Annotated in this window: 15 protein-coding genes and 1 pseudogene; 9 read left to right on the forward strand and 7 right to left on the reverse strand. The window is 74.1% G+C overall.

The features are described 5' to 3' along the window. Positions 1-86: 86 nt before the first annotated feature. The 4 genes and pseudogenes from ACZ7H1_RS25215 to ACZ7H1_RS25230 all read left to right on the forward strand — a co-directional run. Positions 87-1,061: pseudogene (locus ACZ7H1_RS25215) on the forward strand (PucR family transcriptional regulator); the annotation flags it as partial. Between the two features lie 142 nt (positions 1,062-1,203). Next, positions 1,204-1,977, forward strand: a complete 774-nt coding sequence (locus ACZ7H1_RS25220) for a hypothetical protein (RefSeq protein WP_470789893.1) — start codon at positions 1,204-1,206, stop codon at positions 1,975-1,977. A gap of 137 nt (positions 1,978-2,114) precedes the next feature. Continuing rightward, a complete protein-coding gene (locus tag ACZ7H1_RS25225) occupies positions 2,115-3,458 on the forward strand; it encodes a cytochrome P450 (RefSeq protein ID WP_470789895.1) in 1,344 nt (447 codons plus the stop codon). A gap of 38 nt (positions 3,459-3,496) precedes the next feature. Next, positions 3,497-4,495 (forward strand): terpene synthase family protein, encoded by a 999-nt coding sequence (locus tag ACZ7H1_RS25230; RefSeq protein WP_470789897.1) that lies wholly within the window; start codon positions 3,497-3,499, stop codon positions 4,493-4,495. Positions 4,496-4,553: 58 nt separating this feature from the next. Here ACZ7H1_RS25230 and ACZ7H1_RS25235 read toward each other — a convergent pair whose 3' ends face one another. Next, positions 4,554-5,234: a GntR family transcriptional regulator gene (locus tag ACZ7H1_RS25235; RefSeq protein WP_470789941.1), complete on the reverse strand. Its 681-nt coding sequence runs from the start codon at positions 5,232-5,234 to the stop codon at positions 4,554-4,556. Between the two features lie 68 nt (positions 5,235-5,302). Between ACZ7H1_RS25235 and ACZ7H1_RS25240 the strand changes: the two genes are divergently transcribed. Together ACZ7H1_RS25240 and ACZ7H1_RS25245 are read left to right on the forward strand one after the other, a co-directional pair. Next, positions 5,303-6,175: a (2Fe-2S)-binding protein gene (locus ACZ7H1_RS25240; RefSeq protein ID WP_470789899.1), complete on the forward strand. Its 873-nt coding sequence runs from the start codon at positions 5,303-5,305 to the stop codon at positions 6,173-6,175. 206 nt (positions 6,176-6,381) lie between these two features. Further along, positions 6,382-7,452, forward strand: coding sequence for a DUF2637 domain-containing protein (locus ACZ7H1_RS25245; protein WP_470789901.1), 1,071 nt, complete (start codon positions 6,382-6,384; stop codon positions 7,450-7,452). Positions 7,453-7,487: 35 nt separating this feature from the next. On the opposite strand, the gene ACZ7H1_RS25250 is transcribed toward ACZ7H1_RS25245, so the two are convergent. From ACZ7H1_RS25250 to ACZ7H1_RS25265, 4 genes are all read right to left on the reverse strand, one after another. Continuing rightward, positions 7,488-7,862 carry an ATP-binding protein gene (locus ACZ7H1_RS25250; RefSeq protein ID WP_470789903.1) on the reverse strand — a complete coding sequence of 125 codons (375 nt, stop codon included), beginning with the start codon at positions 7,860-7,862 and terminating at the stop codon, positions 7,488-7,490. 269 nt (positions 7,863-8,131) lie between these two features. Then, positions 8,132-9,874 carry a pyruvate dehydrogenase gene (locus tag ACZ7H1_RS25255; RefSeq protein WP_470789905.1) on the reverse strand — a complete coding sequence of 581 codons (1,743 nt, stop codon included), beginning with the start codon at positions 9,872-9,874 and terminating at the stop codon, positions 8,132-8,134. A 108-nt stretch (positions 9,875-9,982) separates the two neighbouring features. Next, a complete protein-coding gene (locus ACZ7H1_RS25260; protein WP_470789907.1) occupies positions 9,983-11,203 on the reverse strand; it encodes a PP2C family serine/threonine-protein phosphatase in 1,221 nt (406 codons plus the stop codon). Between the two features lie 175 nt (positions 11,204-11,378). Further along, on the reverse strand, positions 11,379-15,143 hold the full coding sequence (locus ACZ7H1_RS25265) for a S8 family peptidase (protein ID WP_470789909.1): 3,765 nt from the start codon (positions 15,141-15,143) through the stop codon (positions 11,379-11,381). A gap of 200 nt (positions 15,144-15,343) precedes the next feature. On the opposite strand from ACZ7H1_RS25265, the gene ACZ7H1_RS25270 reads away from it, so the two are divergent. The 3 genes from ACZ7H1_RS25270 to ACZ7H1_RS25280 all read left to right on the forward strand — a co-directional run bounded on the left by ACZ7H1_RS25270 (position 15,344) and on the right by ACZ7H1_RS25280 (position 17,567). Next, positions 15,344-16,327 carry a helix-turn-helix domain-containing protein gene (locus tag ACZ7H1_RS25270; RefSeq protein ID WP_470789911.1) on the forward strand — a complete coding sequence of 328 codons (984 nt, stop codon included), beginning with the start codon at positions 15,344-15,346 and terminating at the stop codon, positions 16,325-16,327. A gap of 32 nt (positions 16,328-16,359) precedes the next feature. Then, positions 16,360-16,842, forward strand: coding sequence for a DUF456 domain-containing protein (locus tag ACZ7H1_RS25275; RefSeq protein WP_470789913.1), 483 nt, complete (start codon positions 16,360-16,362; stop codon positions 16,840-16,842). Positions 16,843-17,177: 335 nt separating this feature from the next. Next, on the forward strand, positions 17,178-17,567 hold the full coding sequence (locus ACZ7H1_RS25280; RefSeq protein ID WP_470789915.1) for a PPOX class F420-dependent oxidoreductase: 390 nt from the start codon (positions 17,178-17,180) through the stop codon (positions 17,565-17,567). Positions 17,568-17,657: 90 nt separating this feature from the next. Here the strand turns inward: ACZ7H1_RS25280 and rsgA are convergent, their stop codons facing one another. After that, entirely contained in the window at positions 17,658-18,779 is a 1,122-nt protein-coding gene (gene rsgA, locus ACZ7H1_RS25285; RefSeq protein ID WP_470789917.1) for a ribosome small subunit-dependent GTPase A, read from the reverse strand. A gap of 245 nt (positions 18,780-19,024) precedes the next feature. After that, complete coding sequence (locus ACZ7H1_RS25290) at positions 19,025-20,347, reverse strand: MFS transporter (protein ID WP_470789919.1); 1,323 nt, start codon at positions 20,345-20,347, stop codon at positions 19,025-19,027. Positions 20,348-20,364: the final 17 nt, after the last annotated feature.

Here is a 20,364-nt window from a genome sequence, read left to right on the forward strand (position 1 = left end):
CCCCGGGCCCCACACTGACCCCCCCTCCGGGTTCCCCCCCCCCCCCCCCCCCCCAGGCACCCCCCCCCCCCCCCCCCCCCCCCCCCCGGGACGTGCGGGAGACCGTCCTGTCCGACTGGCTGCTGGCCGTGGAGGCGGACGCGGGCGACTGGCCGGCCGAGCGGCTGGACCTGCTCCAGGGCGTGACGCAGCTGATCGCCGTGGAGCGGGACCGCCGGGACGCGGCCCGTACGGTCCGCCGCCGCCTCGCCCAGGAGGTGCTGGAGCTGGTGCAGACGGGCGCGGCGCCCGCCGAGATCGCCGCCCGCCTGCGGGTCGCGGCCCCGGTGCTGCTGCCGGGGCTGGGCGCGGCCCCGCACTGGCAGGTCGTGGTGGCCCGGGTGGACTGGGACGGCGGGGACATCCCCGGCGGCCCGGTGGCCCAGTCGCTGCTGGAGGAGATCCTCGTCGACCCGGGCGTCTCGGGCCCGGAGCCCTCGGACCGGATCGCCGTCGCGCACGCGGGCGACGAGGCCATCGCGCTGGTCCCGCTGCCCGCACTGACGGGCGAGGGCGAGCCGGACGCCGCACTGCACGCGGACGCGCTGCTGGCCGCCGTACGGGAGCCGCTGGCGGCCGGGCTGGCCGAGGACGGGCGCCTGACGCTGGGCGTGAGCGCGGCCGTGCACTCCGCGGAGGGCCTGCGGGGCGCGCTGGAGGAGGCCCGGCACGCCCGCCGGGTCGCGGCCGCCCGGCCGGGCCGGGTCTGCGCCGCGGGCCACCACGAGCTGGCCTCGCACGTGCTGCTGCTGCCGTTCGTCCCCGACGACGTCCGCAGGGCGTTCACCGCGCGGCTGCTGGACCCGCTGCGGGACTACGACCGCCGCCACCGCGCGGAGCTGATCCCGACCCTGGAGGCGTTCCTCGACTGCGACGGGTCCTGGACCCGGTGCGCGACGCGCCTGCACCTCCACGTCAACACGCTGCGCTACCGCGTCGGCAGGATCGAGCAGTTGACGGCGCGCGACCTTTCGCGGCTGGAGGACAAGCTCGATTTCTTCCTCGCCCTGCGCATGAGCTGACCGGACCCCGACGGAAACTGACTGATGATCACATAGTCCGACTGCGACTTTGTGAAAGGGTTCACCAGACCCCTTGGCCGATCACGCCGGTGTGTGCTGGGATTCGCCCCAGGGCTCAACGACGCGCTTTGGGGAGGGCAATGTGGCGGACACCGCCATGTCGGGTGCCGGAGTGACCGGGGGCGACGACCCCCTCCAGCGGGCGATATGGCGGCTGCGGTCACGCGGCTGCTGGACGGACGCGGCGGCGCTCCTGGAGCCGCACGCGACCGCACCCGCGGCAGCCCTCCAGCGGGCGGCCCTGCTCATCGAGCGCTGCCTCTACACCGAGACGGGCTGGACGGAGGCCGAGGACGCCCTGCGCGCCGCCGAGGCGGCGGCCGGTACGGACGACGAGCGCGGCGAGGCCGCCTGCGAGCGCGGCTACCTGGCCTACGCCGCCACCCGGCTCGGCGTACGCGACCGGGCCGACGAGGCCCGCTCGGCCCTGGGGCGGGCGGCGGCGCTCATCTCCCCGTCCTCGCCGCGGCGGGCCCTGCTCGACTTCCGCCGGGGGCTGGTCGCCGAGAACATCGCCGGGTCGGCGCAGGCCGCCCGGGCCGCGTACCGCCGCTCGCACACGGCGGCCGCGGCGCACGGCGACGTCCTGCTGCTCTCCTTCACCTGGCGCCACCTGGCCGGGCTGGCGCTGCGGGACGGCGAACTGACCGAGGCCCGCAACGGATTCACCCAGTCGCTGCGCCTGCGCGAGGATCTGGGGTATCTCATCGGGACGGCACCGGCCCTCGCGGCCCTCGCCGACGCCGAGGAGGAGCCGGAGGCGGGCAGGCTGCGCGCGGAGGCCCGCCGCCTGGTCCAGCTGCTGGGCGGAGTGCCCACCTGGCTGGCCGCCAGCCTGGCGCCGAGTACCGCCTGACCGGCCCGGAGGCAGCCGTGCGGGGAGCGCCTCCGCGAACCCGGGGGCGCTCCGGTGCACCGTGCTCCCTGCGCGGGCACCGATGCGCCGCAAGATCAGTGTTTGTGGCTCCGGTGGTGATGGGCACCCTGCCAGGCATGTCAGCGAAGACGCAGTTCACGGCGGGGAGCGCCCCCGGCGCGCTCCCCCTAGTCGGGCACGGACGGCAGCTGTTGCACCGTCCCCTGCAGTTCCTGGCGGAACTGCCCCGGTACGGCGACCTGGTCGAGATCCGGCTGGGTCCGCAGACCGCCTACGTCCCCTGCCACCAGGACCTTCTCCACCAAGTCCTGGCGGACGACCGTACGTTCGACAAAGGCGGTCTGCTCTACGAGAAGGCCCGGGACTTCCTGGGCAACGGCCTGGGCAGCTGTCCGCACTCGGACCACCGCACGCAGCGCCGCCTGCTCCAGCCAGCATTCCGCCCCGAGCGGCTGGAGCAGTACGGCACGGCCATCGAGGACCGGCTCGGCCCGCTCCAGGACTCCTGGTCGGACGGCACGGTCATCGACGCGTTCAGCACCTGGTACCACTTCACCCTGGGCACGGCCGTCCGCGCCCTCTTCTCCACCGACATCGCCGACGAGACGGCAGCCCGCATCGAGCGGTCCCTCGACATCATGCTGGGCAGCATCTTCGCCCGCATGCTCGTGCCGGGTCCGCTCCAGAAGCTGCCCACCCCCGGCAAGATCCGCTACGCCGAGGCCCTCGCCGACCTGCACGCGGTCATCGACGAGCTGGTCGACGAGTACCGCAAGACCGGGGAGGACCACGGCGACGTCCTGTCGATCGTGCTCGCCTCGGGCGGCCGGATGGGCCGGGAGCCCACGCCCACCGAGCTGCACGACCAGATGACGAACCTCCTCACCGCCAGCTCGGAGACCTCCGCGGCCACCCTCACCTGGGCGTGCTGCCTGCTCGCCCAGCACCCGGAGGCACTGCGCAGGGTGCAGGCCGAGGCCGACGCCGTGCTGGGCGGACGCCCGCCGCAATGGGCCGACGTCCCGGCGCTGGAGTACACCCGCCGGGTGCTCCACGAGACCATGCGGCTGTACCCGGCGGGCTGGCTGCTCACCCGGGTGACCACCAGCGCCAACACCGAGCTCGCCGGGCGCCGCATCCCGGCCGGCGCTACCGTCGTCTTCAGTCCGTACGTCGTCCAGCGGCGGGCGGACCTCTTCGAGCGGCCGGACTCCTTCGAGCCCGACCGCTGGCTGCCCGAGCGGGCCGCGGGCCTGCCGCGCGGCGCCTTCACCACCTTCGGCGGCGGCGCGCGCAAATGCATCGGCGACACTTTCGCGGTCGGCGAGACCGCGATGGCGCTGGCGAGCGTGGCGGCCCGGTGGAACCTGGAGATCGCCCCGGGGGCGGATCTCCGGCCGACCCGGCTCGCGACCATCCTGCGCCCGCGCCGGCTCGGCATACGGCTGCGTGCACGGTGAACACGATTCGGAGAGACCCGGTGGACACCCTGTGCCACTTGCACGAGCTGGACCTGCCGTTCCCGGAGCGGGTCAGCCCCGACGCGGAGCGGGCGCGCCGCCGTCATCTGCGGTGGATGCGGCAGCGCGGCCTGCTGTCGCCCCGCGACCTGCGGGCGTACGACATCCTGCGGCTGGACCAGCTGGCCGCCCGCGCGTACCCGTTCGCCTCGGGCGACGCGCTGGACCTGATGACCGACTGGATGGGGTGGTACTTCGTCTTCGACGACCAGTTCGACAGCCCGCTCGGGCGTGACCCGGCGCGGGTGGCCGAAGTGGTCGCCGCGACGGTCGACGCGATGGACGACGGGCCGCTCACCGGCCCGCCGGACCCCCTGCGGGACACGTTCCGCGAGCTGTGGAACCGTTCCGTCACGGGCATGTCACCCACGTGGCGGGACCGGCACCGGGGGAGCTGGACGCGGTTCGTCGGCGGCTACGCCGGGGAGGCGGCGGACCGGGACGCCCCCGGTCCGCCGGCCCCCGGCCGGTACATGGCCGTGCGGCGCGCCACGATCGGCACGGACTCCTGCTTCGACCTGGTGGAGCGGCTCACCGGCGCCGAGATCCCCGCGGCGGTCCGCCAGGCCGCCGCGGTCACGGCCATGGTCGACCTGAGCAGCGAGGTGGTCGCCCTCACCAACGACCTCGCCTCGCTGCGCAAGGAGCTGGCCTCGGGCGAGTTCCACAACATCGTGCCGGTGCTCCAGGCCGCGACCGGGTGCACGGCCGACGAGGCCGCCGGCGAGGCGGTCCGGATGGTCGGCGTGCGGGTCGCGGAGTTCCGCTCGCACGCCGCGGCCGTACCGGGCCTGTGCCGGGCCCACCGGCTGTCGGCGCGCGAGGAGCAGGCCCTGCGGAACCTGGTGCGGTGCATGGAGGACTGGATGCGGGCGACCCGCGACTGGTCGCTCCTCACCGGCCGGTACTCGGAGGCCGGGGTCCGCGAGGCCGAGCGCCCGCGGCCCTGGGCCCGGATCTACCGGGCGCTGTGGTGAGGCGGGTGAGACGGGCGCGATGCCGGTTATGCCGTTCCGTAAGGGGCGCGGCGGGGCGTCAGCGCGGCGCGCCGGCGAAGTGCTCCCGTACGAGTGATTCCACGACCGGCAGGTCCTGGGCGATCAGGGCCTCCAGCAGGGCCGAGTGTTCCGCCGCGTCGGCGACGAGGTCGGCGCGGCGGATCCGCGGGGCGCCGGGGAGGGGCCACTGGGCCCTGCGGTGCAGGTCGTCCGCGACCAGCAGCAGTTGTTCGTTGCCCGCGAGGGCGAGCACGGCCCGGTGGAACGCCCGGTCCGACTCCGCGTAGCCGGGCAGGTCGCCCGCAGCGGCGGCAGCCGCGGTCGCGGCGGCAGCCGGCCGGAGCGCGGCCCAGGCTGCCACGGAGACCGTACGCGCCAGCCGCAGCATCACCGGCACTTCGAGCAGGGCCCGGACCTCCGCCAGCTCGGCCAGTTCGCGCGCGGACCGCTCCACCACCCGGAAGCCGCGGTTCGGCAGGCATTCGACCGCGCCTTCGAGGGCCAGTTGCTGCATGGCCTCGCGCACGGGTGTAGCGGAGACCCCGAAGCGCTCCCCCAGGGCAGGTCCGGAGTAGATCTCGCCGGGGACGAGGTCCCCGTCGACGAGCGCCGAGCGGAGCGCGTCGAGGATCTGTCCGCGCACCGAGTGGCGTACCACCTTCTGCGCCGGGACCACTGCTTCGCTGTGCACTCTCCGAGCATATGGGACACCGTTGATAGGACCCGCCCGAGATCGGGTAAGGTAAGGCTAACCTGTTAACGATCGCGCGATTCGGTGGTCCGCCCATGACCGTCCCGGCTTTGCTCCCTGTTGCGCCCCCTGCCGCCGCTCCGGCCGGTTCCCCCGTGTCGGACGCGTACGCCCGCATGACCGAGGTGTACTCCGGACTGCGGGTCCAGGAGTTCTCCGCGGCCGAGACGGCCCCTCGCGGTGCGGGCTGGGTCGGCGCGGACGAACTCGCGGCCGGCGGTGCGGCCCTGGACGCCTTCCTCGCCTGGGACAACGCCCAGGTGCTGCGGGACTACGGCCAGCAGGCGAGGCCGGACGTGATCGCCGGCTTCGGCCTGCACCGGTACTCCTGGCCGGCCTGCCTGCTGTTCACGGTCCCCTGGTTCCTGAGCCGGCGGGTCCCGCGGCTGCCGGTGGAGTCGGTGTCCTTCCACCGGACGCTCGGCCGGATGGCCGTGCGCGTCGAGAGTTTCTCCTGCCTGCCGTCGGACCCGGCGGCAGCGCTCCCAGGGGCCCGGGTCGTGCCCCACGAGGAAGCGCTGCGGGCGGAGGTGCGGGCAGCGGTCTCCCAGCACCTCGCTCCCCTCCTGGAAGGCTTCGGCCCGCGGATGCGGCGGGGCCGGCGGGCCCTGTGGGGCATGGCGAGCGACGAGGTCGCCGAGAGCCTCTGGTACGTCGGGCGGCTGCTCGGCGAGGAGCCGCGGGCCATGGCCGAGCTGGAGCTGCTGCTGCCGGGGGCCATCACCCCGTTCACGGCCCGGGCCGGCTTCCGCACCCTGACGGGGCCGGACGGCAAGCAGCTGCCCACCCGGGACCGGGCCGGCTGCTGCTTCTTCTACACGCTGCGCCCCGACGACACCTGCACCACCTGCCCGCGCACCTGTGACGCGGACCGGGTCGCACGGCTGTCCGCCGCGGCGTCCCCGTAGCCCCGGGCGACTCACGCCACCCCGTTCAGGTGACGGGAATCGAACACATCCTCCTGCGCTCGAGCGGTAGTTCGACCCAGATCACCCTATCCGGAGGGCCGCGCCCCCCGAAGGCGTCCACTTGCCCCGAAACCCGCGTGCGGGCCGGACCGGATCGGCCACTATGGCGCCCGGAAAGCCGCCGTACGCGAGGCAAGGGACACCGGATGAGACTGACCGACATATCGCTGGACTGGCTGCTTCCGGGCAGCCTTCTGATCCTGGGCGTACTTGCGGCAGTGGCGGTGCTGGCCCGGGGCAAGCGCGAAGGCGACAAGGCCGCGGCCGAAGACAGCTGGGAGCGCAGCGAGGAGCGCCGCCGCCGCAAGGAAGCCGTCTACGGCACCGCCTCGTACGTGCTGCTGTTCTGCTGCGCGGCCGTCGCCGCCGCGCTCTCCTTCCACGGACTCGTCGGCTTCGGCCGGCAGAACCTCAGCCTCTCCGGGGGCTGGGAGTACCTGGTCCCCTTCGGTCTCGACGGCGCCGCGATGTTCTGCTCGGTGCTGGCCGTCCGCGAAGCCAGCCACGGCGACGCGGCCCTCGGCTCCCGCCTCCTGGTGTGGCTCTTCGCCGGTGCGGCGGCCTGGTTCAACTGGGTGCACGCACCCCGCGGCCTGGGCCACGACGGCGCCCCGCAGTTCTTCGCGGGCATGTCGCTCTCGGCGGCCGTGCTCTTCGACCGCGCGCTCAAGCAGACCCGCCGGGCCGCCCTGCGCGAACAGGGCCTGGTACCGAGGCCGTTGCCGCAGATCCGGATCGTCCGCTGGCTGCGGGCGCCCCGCGAGACCTTCGGCGCCTGGTCGCTGATGCTGCTGGAGGGCGTGCGGACCCTCGACGAGGCCGTCGAGGAAGTGCGCGAGGACAAGCGGGAGAAGGAGCAGGACCGCCACCGCCGCCGCGAGCAGCAGCGGCGCGAGCGCGCCCACATTCGGGCGCTGGGCCGGCAGAACCGGGCCTTCGGGCGGCAGCGCGGCCGGCAGCTGGACCTGCCGGGTCTCACCTCGGGGGCGGGCTCCGCGCCGGTCGGCGCGGAGCCCGCCATAACCGAGCCAGGACAGCTGCCACTTCGCCACCGGCCCTCCCTGCAGGCCGTGAACGGCGGTCCCGGTAACGGGACTTCAGGTCACGGCCCCGAGACGAGGACCGTCGACCTCACGGCCGAGGACGACACCCAGACCATCCCCCGGCTCGACTCCCTGGAGCGCAAACTGAAGGACCTGGAGCAGCAGTTCGGCTGACCCGCCGCGGCGGACCGTCCCGATGGCGGCTCCGCTCAGGCGGGACCTCCGTCCAGCTCGAACCAGACGGACTTCCCGACCTTGTGCGCGCTGATGCCCCAGGCGTCGGCGAGTGCCTGCACCAGGAAGAGGCCCCGTCCGTGCGTACCGTCGTCGGCGGTCGGTACGTGCGGTCTGGGGTGCCGGGAGGTGAAGTCCCGTACCTCCACCCGGAGTCGGGAGGTGCCGAGGCTGGCGGTGACCTCGGCGCCCTGGTCCGTGTGGACGAGGGCGTTGGTGACCAGTTCGGTGGTGAGGAGCTCCGCCACGTCGGCGGTCTCGGGCCGGCCCCAGTGCCGGAGCAGCTCCCGCAGGGCCCGGCGGACCTCGCCGACCGCCCTCAGGTCGGACCGCCGTAACGACCGGCTCATCCTGAGGCCCGGTTGCGCGCCGTGGCTCCCCGGCGCCGCCCCCTCCGTTTCCCTGTCCTCGTCCTCTGCCGGCCCGCGTGCCGTCGGCCGTCCTCTTGCCTGCTTTCCGGTTTTCGCCCCCACCCGCACGGCGACTCACATCCCCTTCCTCGAACTGGTCTACGGGATGCATGCCCCGCGCGGGCGGTGGCACTCCTGCGGGTAACGACCGGATCACGCACGGGGTTCCACCGGCCGGAACGAGGTTTAGGGCCGGTCATGACCTGCGCTTATGGCCTGGGCACATTCCGGAGGTTGGACCGGGCCATCTGGAGCATCCGGCCGACCCCGCCGTCCAGCACGATCTTGCTGGCCGAGAGGGCGAATCCGGTGACCATCTCGGCGCTGATCTTCGGGGGGATGGACAGGGCGTTGGGGTCGGTCACCACGTCCACCAGAGCTGGCCCTTTGTGCCGGAAGGCGTCCTTCAGCGCGCCCGCGAGGTGCTTGGGCTTCTCGACCCGGACGCCGTAGGCGCCGGCGGCGCGGGCGATCGCCGCGAAGTCCGGATTGCGGTTCGTGGTGCCGTACGACGGCAGCCCGGACACCAGCATTTCCAGCTCGACCATGCCGAGCGAGGAGTTGTTGAACAGGACCACTTTGACGGGCAGGTCGTACTGCACCAGGGTGAGGAAATCTCCCATCAGCATGGAGAAACCGCCGTCGCCCGACATGGAGATCACTTGACGGCCGCGCTCGGTGAACTGGGCGCCGATGGCCTGCGGGAGGGCATTGGCCATGGAACCGTGGCTGAAGGAACCGATGATGCGGCGTTTGCCGTTCGGTGAAATGTAGCGCGCCGCCCACACATTGCACATTCCCGTGTCCACAGTGAAAACGGCGTCGTCCGCGGCCAGTTCGTCGAGGACCGAGGCCACGTACTCGGGGTGGATCGGGGTGTGCTTCTCCACCTTGCGGGTGTACGCCTTGACCACGCCCTCCAGGGCGTCGGCGTGCTTCCTGAGCATCCGGTCGAGGAAGCGGCGGTCGGTCTTGGCCCGCACCCGGGGGGTCAGCGAGCGCAGCGTCTCGCGCACGTCGCCCCACACCCCGAGGTCAAGCTTCGAACGGCGGCCGAGGTGCTCGGGGCGCACGTCCACCTGCACGATCTTCACGTCGTCGGGCAGGAAGGCGCTGTACGGGAAGTCCGTGCCCAGCAGGATCAGCAGGTCGCACTCGTGCGTGGCCTCGTACGCCGCGCCGTAGCCGAGCAGTCCGCTCATGCCCACGTCGTACGGATTGTCGTACTGGATCCACTCCTTGCCGCGCAGGGCGTGCCCGACGGGGGCCTTGACCCGTCCGGCGAACTCCATGACCTCGGCGTGGGCCCCGGCCGTGCCGCTGCCGCAGAAGAGCGTGACCTTGTCCGCCTCGTCGATCATCCGGGCCAGCTTCTCGATCTCGGCGTCGCCGGGGCGCACCGAGGGGCGGGCGGTGACGAGGGCGTGCTCCACGGCGCGTTCCGGGGCGGGCTGTGCGGCCACGTCCCCGGGGAGGGCCACGACGCTGACCCCGCTGCGGCCGACGGCGTGCTGGACGGCGGTCTGGAGCAGCCGGGGCATCTGCTGCGGACTGGAGATCAGTTCGCTGTAGTGGCTGCACTCGCGGAACAGCCGGTCGGGGTGGGTCTCCTGGAAGTAGCCGAGGCCGATCTCGCTGGAGGGGATGTGCGAGGCGAGGGCGAGGACCGGGGCCATGGAGCGATGGGCGTCGTACAGCCCGTTGATCAGGTGGAGGTTCCCGGGGCCGCAGGAGCCGGCGCAGGCGGCGAGCCGACCGGTGATCTGCGCCTCGGCGCCCGCCGCGAAGGCGGCCGTCTCCTCGTGCCGGACCTGGATCCACTCGATCCCGCCGGTGCGGCGGATCGCGTCGACCACGGGGTTGAGGCTGTCGCCGACCACGCCGTACAGCCGCCGTACGCCCGCGCGCACGAGGATGTCGACGAACTGCTCGGCGACGTTCTGCTTGGCCATGGAGGGGCGCCCTTTCCGGTCCGGCTGTGCGGTGTGCGCCTCCCATCCATGCACGGTCCGTGCGTTCGCGCCTGTCGGAGACCCGCGCCGCGCCCCCGGAGGGGGCCGTTACGACTCCCAGACCGCGGCGGCCGTGCGGTCGTCGGCGTAGCCCTTGATCCGCAGGGTGGTGTCGGCGAGGAAGGCGGCGAGACCGGGCGGGGCCGGGGCGTCCGGGCTCCAGCGGGCGGCGAGCTCGGCGGGGAGGGCGGGCTCCTCGCGCATCGGGCCGGCCAGCCCGCCGGTGCACATCAGGAGGGCGTCGCCGGGGCGGGCCACGGAGGCGCGGAAGCGGAATCCGCCCGCTGCGGCGGGGTCCTCCAGGTCCTGCCAGCTGCCGCCGCGCAGCCGGAACAGCCCGCCCTCTCCGGTGCCGAAGGCGATCCGGGTGCGGCACTCCGGGTCGACGGGCAGGAGCAGGCAGCGCAGCCCGGCGGGCGGCGGGGCCTCGGAGGCCCGCAGGCGGCCGTAGCCGCGGTCGGTGAGCCGCTGGAGCCCGGAGCGCAGGTCGTCGCGCCGGCCGGCCCGGATGTCGGCGCCGAGCCGCTCCTGGCTGCGTCCGACGGCTCCGGCGATCCAGCGGCACAGTTCGGCGTCGGCCTCGCGGGCGCCCTCGGCGGCGCGCTGGCCGCCGGCCGCGGCGATCAGCACGAGGGCGTCGTCGCCGGTGCCGAAGCGGGCGGTGAGCAGGAAGTCCCGGCGGGGCTCGCCCCGGTAGCGGGCGGAGTCGCCGCGGACGGAGGCGGTGCGCAGCGTGTACGTGCCGTGCCGGGCGCCGTCGAGCACGGTGTCGGGGATCAGGGCGTCGAGGTCGGCGGCGTCGGCGTACGGCAGCGCGCCGGGCTCGCCCTCGTAGGTGGGCGGGCGCTCGCCCAGGTGCCGGACGGTGTAGCGGTCCCGCCGTGCGGGGGGTGCTGGCGGTGGGCCCGGCGGGGGCGGGGGCACGGGTGGAGGAGGCGGGGCCACGGGCGGCGGCGGGGGCGGGGGGGCTGCGGTGGGGACGGTGACGTCGCCGAGGGCGTAGGCCGTGCCGCCTTCGCCGGGGCCCGCCTGGGCGGGGATCAGCGGCCGCGACCCGGGCGGGGTGACCAGGCGGGCGGCCGCCTCGAAGCGGGTGTCCACCGTGTCGGGGACCGTGGACCCCGGGCCCGTCGGGCCCGTGGCGGTCGTCCCCGGCGCTCTCGCCGCCGGGCCCGCGCCTGCGGGCGGCCCCGGGTCCGGGGGGTCGTCCGGGTCCGGGGCCTCGTAGAGGCGCTGCCACCAGTCGTCCGCGTCCGCCTGCTGACTCATGTCCTTATTGTCGGCCGTAAGAGGCGGGTGAAAACGGGTCATCGAGAAAATCCGTGGCGCCGGGGGCGCGCGGCTGGGCGGACGACAAGGGTCCGCCGGGCGGCCCCACCCCCCACGGGAAGGTCGCCCGGCGGACCCGGCTCGTGTGCGCTGCGGCCGGAGTCCGGCCGGCGGTCTAGCGCACGTCGTAGGCGCGCTGGACCGTCTGGGTGACGGAGGCGCCCTTGCTGTCGGTCAGTTCGGTCCTGAGGGAGACCGGCTTGCCGGATGCTCCCGCGTGGTCGACGACCGCGGTCCACGTGCCGCCCCGGACGGTGGTCTTCGCCCGGGTCCAGTTCTCGCCGTCGTACGAGTACGACAGCCTGGCGGACCTGATCGAACCGGGGGTGTAGCCCGCGTGACCGCTGACGCTCAGTCCGATGACCTGCCCGTCGGCGGCGGGGAGGGTCTTGAGGCCGTCCTCGGGGAGCGCGTAGCCGGGGAAGAGGACCGGCAGGGGCTGGGAGTACGCCGACTCGTCGAGGGCGGAGCGGAAGGTCCACGAGGTCTGCACGGCGGTGGAGCGCTGCCAGACGCGGGCCGGGGCGCCGATCTTCTCGACGGACTGGGTCAGTTCGTACGCGGCCTCGCCTGCGGGGACTTCGAACACCCCGGACGGGTACCAGCTGTCGCCGATCTGCTCGCCGTTGCGCTTGAGGACGAGGCTGCCGATGTCGCCGAAGCTGCCGGGCTGGGCGGAGTGGCCGGAGTCGCCCCACATGGCGGAGGCGAAGCCGATCAGGTTGCCCTGGCGTTCGGCGGCGAGGAGCCGCTTGCCGGCGGTGTCGCGGGGCGCGACGGGGGCGATGACGCCGTCGTACCAGCGCTCGCTGCGCTGCGAGCCCTTGGCGTACGTGCGGTGGTGGTCGGTCATGAACTCGCCCCAGGGGAAGCTGGAGGAGATCAGGTGGTCCCAGGCGGTGTCGCCCGCGGTGTAGTACTCGGTGCGCTGCGAGGGCGCCTTGACGGTCTCGAGGGAGCCGAAGAAGACGGCGTGGCCCAGCGGGCGGTACGCGCCGGTGAGGTCGATGTAGTCGGCCGTGACGCCCATCGAGCCGTACGTGGAGCGGACGGCGCCCAGGTCGCGGTCGCGGACCCGGTAGGTGCGGTCGGCGTGGACGGGGCCCTTCTCGATCTGGGCCAGGTTGTAGACGTACGGGCTGGCGGCCGTGGCCTTCCAGGCGAGGGTGACCGGGCCCGCGGCGAGGCGGGTCAGCAAGGCCTTCGCCTCGGTGCTGTCGATGGTGAGGGCGGGCAGCGAGCCTCCGGCGTAGCCGGTGAAGCCGGACCAGCGGCCGGGTGCTTCGCGGTGGGCGAGGACGGCCTTGGCGCCGGCGGCCTTGGCGTTGTCCGCCACTTCGTAGAGGGAGGCGTCCGCGGACTTGACCAGGACGACGGCTCCCTTGGCACCCGCGGCGGCGAGTTCGGCGGGGGTGCCGGACTTGGCGTCGACGAGCGGGGCGCTGCCGGTGCCGTCGAGGTTGTCGCTGCCGGCGGAGGCGGTGAGGGGGTGCAGGACCGGGCCGCCGACGGCCTTCAGTTCGGAGACGAGGGGGGCTCCGGCGCGCCAGTAGCTGCCGAACTCGAACTCGCCCTCGCTCGGGCGGCCTTCGACGGAAGCGTAGTAGCCGCGGATGGTGCGGCCGCCCATGGCGGCGCCGGCGTGCAGCCATCCGGTGTCGCCGCCCCAGCTGCGGGCGAAGGACAGGGTGGTGGAGCGGGCTTCGGCGGGCCGGTCCGCCTCGATCTTCAGGCGGGCGGCCTTGCGGGCGTCGAGGACGACCGTGGTGTCCTTGCGGACCTCGGTCTGGGGGCGGCCGAGGTAGGTGAGGGAGTCGACGAGCCCGGCGCCCTCGCCGGGGTCGGCGGTGGCGACGAAGCCGGAGAGGAAGTACGAGCCCGGGCGGACGCGGTAGAGCTGGTCGGCGGCACCGTCGTTGAAGCGGCGTTCGCCGGTGGCGTCGTCGGTGCCGATCACGTCGAGCGAGGAGGGGCCGGTCGCGGGCTTGCCGGCCCGGTCGATCAGCTTGACGCGCAGGGTGACGGTCTCGGGCTGGACGTAGAGGGAGAACGGCGTCGAGACGCGGATGCCGTTCGCGGTGGCCAGGACGCGGCCGGTGACGTCGCCGTACTGGGCGCGGGTCAGGCGGGCCGCGGGGTCGAGGGCGAGCGGGACCTTGACGGTCGCGCCGGCCGGGACGGTCACGGTGCGGCGGTCCAGGCGGGCGACCTGGCTGCGGACGGCGGAGCCGTCGTTGCCGGTGACATGCTGCACTGCAAGGTGCAATGTGACCGGTGACGTTCCGTGGTTGGTGTACGGGACCTCGACGACCGTGCGGTCGCTGCGGTCCTGCGGCCAGTCGTGGGAGCCGCCCTGGACGGCGGGGGCGCCGGTCACCTTGGCGGCGAGGGCGGCCTTGACGTCGAGGCGGCCGCCGCCGGTCTCCCGTACGTCGCCGGGGACCGCGCTGTTCGCGGAGCCGACGAGCGCGGACTTGATCTGCTGCGCGGTCCAGCCGGGGTGGCGCTGCCTGACGATGGCCGCGGCGCCCGCGACGTGCGGGGCGGCCATCGAGGTGCCCGACATCCCCTGGTACGCGTACACGCCGCGGCCGCCCGCCGCGGCGGCGGAGATCCCGACGCCGGGCGCGGCGATCTCGGGCTTGAGGGTGTGTGCGAGCCCGGCCGGGCCGCGGCTGGAGAAGACCGCGGTCGCGTCGTCGCGGTCGACGGCGCCGACGGTCAGCACGCTGGGGGCGCAGCCGGGCGAGGAGACGGTGTTGTTGCCCGGTCCGGAGTTGCCCGCGGCGATGACGAAGAGGGTGCCCTCGCTCTGCGCGAGCTTCTCGGCCGCCGCGCTCATCGGGTCGGTGCAGTCGGTCTGCGAGGGGTCCCCGAGGCTCATGGAGACCACGTCGGCCTGCTGGGCGACGGCCCACTCCATGCCCGCGATGATCCACGAGTCCTGGCCGTAGCCGTAGTCGTTGAGGACCTTGCCGCTGAGCAGCGCGGCGCCGGGGGCGATGCCCTTCTTCGCGCCGCCGCTCGCGGCGCCGGAGCCGCCGACGGTGGAGATGGTGTGGGTGCCGTGGCCCTGGCGGTCGTCCGCGGTGTCGGAGTCGGTGAAGTTCTCGGCGGCGGCGATCCGGCCCTTGAGGTCGGGGTGGCCGAGGTCGCTGCCGGTGTCGAGGACGGCGACCCGGGTGCCCTTGCCGTCGTAGCCGGCGGCCCAGGCGGCGGTGGCGTTCACCTGCTTGGCGGACCGTTCCAGGCTGGCCTGCACCTTGCCGTCCAGCCACAGCTTCTTGAGCTGCCCGGCGGCCCGCGAGCGCGGGTTGGTGAAGTCGGCCCAGAAGGACGCGGCCCGGGACTTGTCGGCGGACAGGGCCACGCCGCCGACGGAGTGGAGGACGAGCGTGCGCTCGGCGCCGCGCGGGGCGGCCGGGGCGCTGCGGGCGACGTCCACGGAGCCTTCGTACACGGCGATGAGCGGCAGCTTCTTCGCCCGCGCGTCGTCGTAGCCCTGGCGGATCAGCCCGGTGACGTTGAAGAGCTCCTCGTCGACCTTGCCCGCGGCGAGCGCCCGGACCGCACCCTGCGGGTAGACGTACAGGTCCTTGCCGGACTGGCGGGTCTGCACGAGCGGCTGCGAGCCGTCCTCGCGGGGCATGGCGGTGGCGGCGGTGCGCCCGGCGGCGTCGGTGGAGACCAGGATCCGGTCACCCGTGACGAGGGTCACGGCGACGGGGGCCGCGGGCTGCTTTCCGGCCGCTTCGCTGCCGACGAGTGGTCTCTTCCCCGACTCTCCGCCGCGCGGCTGTGCCGCGGACGGAGCGACAGCGGTGACGGCCAGGACGGCGGCTGTCGCCGCTCCCCATGCCGTACGCGATATCGGGCGCATCGCTCTCCCCAGGTGAATTCCGGCCAACTGCGGCATTGCGCGGCAAAGCTGCCGCGTAAATGGCTTCTGGCCGGCGGATGTTGGTGCTGCGGTGGCGTCACCTTGGCAGAGAGGCGGGGGGTGCGGTGATGATGTCCGCAGGCGGGTTTGCGCCGTGGCCGTTTCCCGCCACGGAACGGGTGTGGAGTGGGGTGGGCCGGATGCTGGGTGCGATAGGGCTGGACGAGGGTCAGGAGTCCGCCTACCGGGCGCTGGTGGCGCTGGGTGCGGCGGAGGTGCCGGATCTGGCGCACCGGCTGACGCTGCCGGTGCCGCAGACGGAGCGGGCCCTGCGCCATCTGGAGCGGCACGGGCTGGCCGCGCAGTCGTCGGCGCGGCCGGGCCGCTGGGTGGCGGCGCCGCCCGGGGTGGCGCTGGGGGCGCTGCTCACGCAGCAGCGTCACGAGCTGGAGCAGGCGGAGCTGGCGGCGGCGCTGCTGGCGCAGGAGTACCGGGCGGAGGCGGCCGAGCCGGCCGTGCACGACCTGGTGGAGGTGGTGACCGGGGCGAGCGCCGTCGCCCACCGCTTCGTACAGCTCCAGCTGGGGGCGGCCGAGGAGGTCTGTGCGCTGGTCAGCGGGCGGCCGCAGGTCGTCATGGGGATGGACAACGAGGCCGAGGAGCAGGCGGCGGACCGCGGGGTGGAGTACCGCGTGGTGATCGAGCGCGAGGTGCTGGCGCTGCCGAGCGGGCTGACCGAGGCGTCGGCGGCCCTGAACCGGGGCGAGCAGGTACGGGTCACCGCGCAGGTGCCGACGAAGCTGGTGATCGCGGACCGCAGCCTGGCGATGGTGCCGCTGACGGCCCGCGATGCGGCGGCGGAGCCCGCGGCCCTGGTGGTGCACGCCAGCGGGCTGCTGGAGTCGCTGATGGGCCTCTTCGAGGCGGTGTGGCGGGAGTCCCTGCCGCTGCGGCTGGGGTCGGGCGGCTCGGTGGCCCCGGACGAGGCCACCCCGGACACCACCGACCTGGTGATCCTCTCGCTGCTGCTGGCGGGCATGACGGACGCGAGCGTGGCGAAGCACCTGGATCTGGGGCTGCGTACGGTGCAGCGGCGGGTGAAGGGCCTGATGGAGCTGACCGGAGTGACGACCCGGATGCAGCTGGGCTGGCACGCGTACGAGCGGGGCTGGGTGGCCCGCTAGCGGGCCGTTGGGGTCTGGGTCAGGCTGGGCAGATGGATCTGCCTCAGCAATTCCTGGTGGGTCTGGTCATGCTGCTCGGGGTGGTGGGGGTGCTGGTGCCGGGCGTGCCGGGCCCCTGGCTGGTCTGGGCGGCGCTGCTGTGGTGGTCCCTGCACGTGAAGACCGGCCTGGCCTGGACGCTGCTGGTGGGCGCCACGGCGCTGCTGCTGGTGGTCCAGGTGGTGAAGTGGCTGCTCCCGCCGCGCCGGCTGCGGGGTACGGGGGTGTCCCGGCGGACGGTGGTGTACGCGGGCGCGGGGGCGCTGCTGGGCTTCTTCCTGGTCCCGGTGGTGGGGGCGGTACCGGGTTTCATCGGGGGGATCTACCTGTGCGAGCGGCTGCGCCTGGGCGGCCACGGGGAGGCGGCGGCCTCGACGCGGACGGTGATGCGGGCGGTGGGCACGAGCGTGCTGGTGGAGCTCTTCGCGTGCCTGCTGGTGGCGGGGGCGTGGCTGGGCGCGGTGCTGTGGGGCTGAGGTCAGGGAGTGTCGTCAAAGTGGCGTCGTCCGCCCGGAGGGCGGGGTCGGCGGGGTCTGGTGCGTGCGATCGCAAGGCGGAGGAGGGAGCCCGTGCGGAGCATCGGCGACCGACGACAGCTCGGCCTCCGAAGGCCTGCGCAGCCGAGCCGGGACGGAGCGAGCGGAGCGAGCGCAGTGCGGCGAGCGTGCGTGCGTGCCGGACCCCGCCGACCCGGGGCACCTCCCAGCGGTAGCCGGGGCAGGGACTTCGACGACACGACCCAGGACTTCCGGGGGCGGTGATGGGGCCGGGGGCCGATGCGGGAGCGGGGCGGAGCGGGGAGCCTGGGGGCATGAAGGATTTCACGGGCTTCAGTGAGGCCGAGCGCGCGTATCTGGCGTCGCAGCGGCTGGGCCGGCTGGCGACGGTGGACCCGTCGGGGCAGCCGCAGGTCAACCCGGTCGGGTTCTTCCCCCAGGACGACGGGACGGTCCTGGTCGGCGGCATGGCGATGGGCACCACGAAGAAGTGGCGCAACCTGCACACGAACCCGAAGCTGGCGCTGGTCGTGGACGACCTGGCGAGTACGCGGCCCTGGCGGGTGCGGGGGGTGGAGATCCGCGGGGTGGCCGAGCTCCTGGAGGGGCCGCACGGGCTGGGCCCGCACTTCAGTCCCCAGGTGATCCGCATCGTGCCGCTGCGCGTCCACAGCTGGGGCCTGACCCCGCCGGAGTCCCCCTGACCGGGCCGTTCCCACCTCTTCGCCGCCCGCCCCGGAGCCGTTGCGGGCTCCGGGGCGAGTGGCGGCACAGTGGTGCAGGGGGCGGCAGGGTCAGGAGACGGGGCCGCGCTTGGCGGCGTAGTTGGCGCGGCCCTCGGCGGACTTCTGCTTCCAGTCGCGCCGGATCTCCGCCCGCATCCGGGCGTCCGTCTTCGCCACGATCCGCTGGTTCTCCCGCAGCAGCTTGCGGTAGCTCTCCAGCCGGCGTTCCGGGAGCTCGCCGCTCTCCAGCGCCGCCAGCACCGCGCAGCCCGGCTCGCGCTCGTGGGCGCAGTCGTGGAAGCGGCACCGGCCGGCGTACTCCTCGATCTCGGAGAACACCTGGCCGACCCCGGCCTCCGCGTCCCAGAGGCCGACGCCGCGCAGCCCGGGGGTGTCGATGAGGACTCCCCCGCCCGGCATCAGGAGCAGGTTGCGGGTGGTGGTGGTGTGCCGGCCCTTGCCGTCCACGTCGCGGGTGGCCCGGACGTCCATCACGTCCGAGCCGAGCAGCGCGTTGGCGAGGGTCGACTTGCCGGCACCGGAGATGCCGAGGAGCACGCTGGTGCCGCCCGCGACGACCGCGGCGAGCACGTCCATGCCCTCCCCGGTGTGGGAGGAGACGGTGAGCACCTGGACCCCGGGGGCGGCGGACTCCACATCCTGGACGAGGTATCCGAGGGACACCGGGTCCGGTACCAGGTCGGCCTTGGTCAGGACGACCAGCGGCTGGGCGCCGGACTCCCAGGCCAGTGCGAGGAAGCGTTCGATCCGGCCGAGGTCGAGATCGACGGCGAGGGAGACCGCGATGATCGCGTTGTCGACGTTCGCGGCGAGGATCTGGCCCTCGGACCGCTGCGAGGAGGTGGACCGGACGAACGCGGTCCGGCGCGGCAGGTACGCCTTGACGTAGCGGGGACTGCCCGCGGTCTCGACGGCCGCCCAGTCTCCGGTGCAGATGACCCGGAGCGGGTCGTGCGGGGTGACGAAGGCGGTGTCCGCGCGGACGGGTCCGTCCGCGGTGATCAGGTCGCACTGGCCGCGGTCGACCCGCACCACCCGGCCGGGCACGAGGCCCTGGGCGGCGTACGGGGCGAACTCCGCCGACCACTGCTCGTCCCAGCCGTGGAGGACGAGAGCGGTGTGCGCGTCGGAGGAGGAAGAGGAAACGCGAGAGGACGTCTCGGAAGACAAGGGGGGACCCTTCGAAGGGTGGCCCCGGCGCCGTGGGTGGTGTGTGTCGGTGTCAGCCGGTGGCCACAGGAGTGGGGATGAAGGCTCGAGTGCGGGCAGTGCCCTGCGTGGCGACAGTCATCGAAAGTCCACCTCCTGCTTGCGCGGTCCGGCCGGTCCGGTCCTGCGGTCCGTCCCTCGGCGACGTACGCCCCGGATGCTATGCGGCCCCGGCTGAGCCGTGCCACTTCTTTTTCCGCGGGTCCTCACGGCGTACCGGTGGCGGGGGCGGATCCGGTGGCGGGGGCACGGCCCAGGGACACGGTGAGCAGCGCGCCCGCCGCGAGCACGGCGGCCGGCCACATCACGGAGGTCACCCCGGCGCGGTCCGCCGTCAGGCCGCCGAGGAACGCGCCGAGGGCTATCGCGCCGTTGAACACCCCGACGTACAGCGAGGAAACCGCCTCGCGGGCGTCCGGCGCGGCGGCCAGCAGCCAGGTCTGCGTACCGACGGAGACGCCTCCGTAGGACAGCCCCCAGACGGCGAGCAGGACCGCGGCGGCCGGGACCGAGCCGGCCGGCACGGGCACCAGGACGGCGGTGGCGGCCAGGACCGCGCTGATCGTCAGCAGGGTGCGGCGCGGCGAGCGGGCCGCACCCGCGCCGGCGGCGAAGTTGCCCGCGACGCCGGCGGTTCCGTAGACGAGGAGGAGCGTTCCGATCGTGCCCGCGGTCGCGCCGGAGACCTCCTCCAGGACCGGCCGGACGTACGTGTAGGCCGCGAAGTGCCCCGTGACGAGCAGGGCCACGACGGCGAGCCCGGTGCGCACCTGCGGTACGGCGAACAGCCGCAGCACCCCGCCGAGCCGGACCTCCTCCCGGGCGGGCAGCTCGGGCAGCAGCAGCGCGAGGGCGGCGAGGACCGCCAGGGACAGCCCGGCGGCGGACGCGAAGGCGGCGCGCCAGCCGGCGAGTTCGCCGATGTACGTGCCCGCGGGCACGCCGAGCACCGAGGCGACCGCGATCCCGCTGAAGACGAAGGAGGCCGCGGCGCCGGCCGACCGCTGCGGCACCAGGCGCGGGGCGAGGCCCGCCGCGATGGGCCACAGGCCGCCCATGGCGAGGCCCGTGAGCACGCGGGCGGCCACCATCACGGCGAAGTCCGGTGCCCACGCGGCGAGCAGGTTCCCGAGCGCGAGGAGCGCCGCCAGGGCGCACAGCACCGGCCTGCGGTCGTGGCGGCCGAGTACCGGCGTGAGCAGCGGAGCGGAGACCGCCGCGACCAGACCGGTGACCGTCAGGGTCAGGCCGGCGGTGCCCTCGGTCACGGCCAGCTCGTCGCTCATGGGCGTGAGCAGGCCGACGGGCAGCATCTCGGACGTGACGACGGTGAACGTCGCCCCGGCCGCGGCCGCCACCGCGAGCCAGTCCCGGACGCCCGCTCTGTCCGACGGGCCGGGCTTCTGCGGGTGTTCGGCCTGTTCGGCCAGTTGGGACTGTTCGGCCTGTTGGGACTGGTGGGTCTGGTGGGCCTGTTGAGGTCCGCGCGGGGGCGGTGCCGTGCCCGCGGCTTCGTCTGTCTGTGGCATGGCCCCAGCCAACCGGC

It is taken from the genome of Streptomyces sp. NPDC037401 (assembly GCF_055602345.1).